This is a genomic window from uncultured Algibacter sp., assembly GCF_947487575.1.
In the GTDB taxonomy this organism is placed as follows: Bacteria; Bacteroidota; Bacteroidia; order Flavobacteriales; family Flavobacteriaceae; genus Algibacter_B.
On sequence record NZ_CANKXG010000023.1, the window covers coordinates 1 to 1382 of the forward strand.

1 protein-coding gene is annotated in these 1382 nt (G+C 40.1%); it reads right to left on the minus strand.

Annotated elements, in window-relative coordinates; translation table 11 throughout:
- Positions 1–1382 (minus strand): Calx-beta domain-containing protein (locus Q0870_RS15340; protein ID WP_298556772.1); only part of this gene is annotated, 1382 nt, incomplete at both ends.

A 1382-nucleotide genomic window follows, 5' to 3' on the forward strand; every position in this document is an offset into this window, starting at 1 on the left:
AAATCACATGGGTCATTAGGATTTGTTGGGGTTTCACCGTCTGGTGGTGTTAATTCATCGCCATTGGTTACGCCATCGCCATCACAATCGGCATCCCTCCAAGTTGGGTTTGATAAATCTCCTAATGTGGTGCCAGGATCACATGGATCATTTGGATTACTTATTGGACCTCCTGGGTAATCATTTGGATTCTCTGGTGTTCCTGGATCATCGATTCCAGTCGTCTCCTCACAATCTGTTAAGCCATCGCCATCTGTATCAACAGTTGACGTACATAATGGCACTACAACAGTTATTGTTGCTTCATTGGATATATTTCCATCATCATCATTCACTGTATAAGTAATCGTTGTTGTTCCATTTGTATAGCCTGGAGCAGGGCTGAATGTTACAGTTCCATCTCCATTGTCTGTAAATGTTCCTTCATTAAGAACAGTAAATGTACTTTGTTGTCCTGGTGAATTTGGATCTAAATCTAATGTTAAATCATCTATAGTTCCATCTGAATCTGTATCATTTATAGTAATATCAATAATAATATCTACTCCAGGATCAGTTGTACCTCCATCATTGTTTGCTATAGGTAATGAATCATCATTATCGATTATCGTTACTGTTCCACTTGGGTCTGTATTGCTCGTGTTACCACTAGTTACAGTACCATCAACGGTAAAGTTCTCATTAGGCTCATCTGTTGTATCATCAGTAATTGGAATACTAACATCTACACTTGTGCTTCCCGCTGGTATTGTTACCGTTATCGTTGTTGCTGTATAATCTGATGTACCAGCCGTTCCTGTGGTGGTTACTATATCTATTACTGTATCTACTGCACTTGGTGCACTTAATGTTACTGGTACCGTAGCTGTGCCATCGCCTTCGCCTACGGTTACATCGCCTATTGTTACATTAACAGAATCATTATCAGTAATCGTTACTGTTCCGCTTGGGTCTGTATTACTGGTATTACCACTAGTTACAGTACCATCTACTGTAAAATCTTCTGGAGATTCACTAATCGCATCATCCGTAATTGGAATCACAACATCTACACTTGTGCTTCCCGCTGGTATCGTTACAGTTGTTGTTGTTGCTGTATAATCTGATGTACCAGCCGTTCCTGTGGTGGTTACTATATCTATTACTGTATCTACTGCACTTGGTGTACTTAATGTTACTGGTACCGTAGCTGTTCCGTCGCCTTCGCCTACGGTTACATCGCCTATTGTTACATTAACAGAATCATTATCAGTAATCGTTACTGTTCCGCTTGGGTCTGTATTACTCGTGTTACCACTAGTTACAGTACCATCTACTGTAAAATCTTCTGGAGATTCACTAATCGCATCATCCGTAATTGGAATCACAACATCTACACTTGT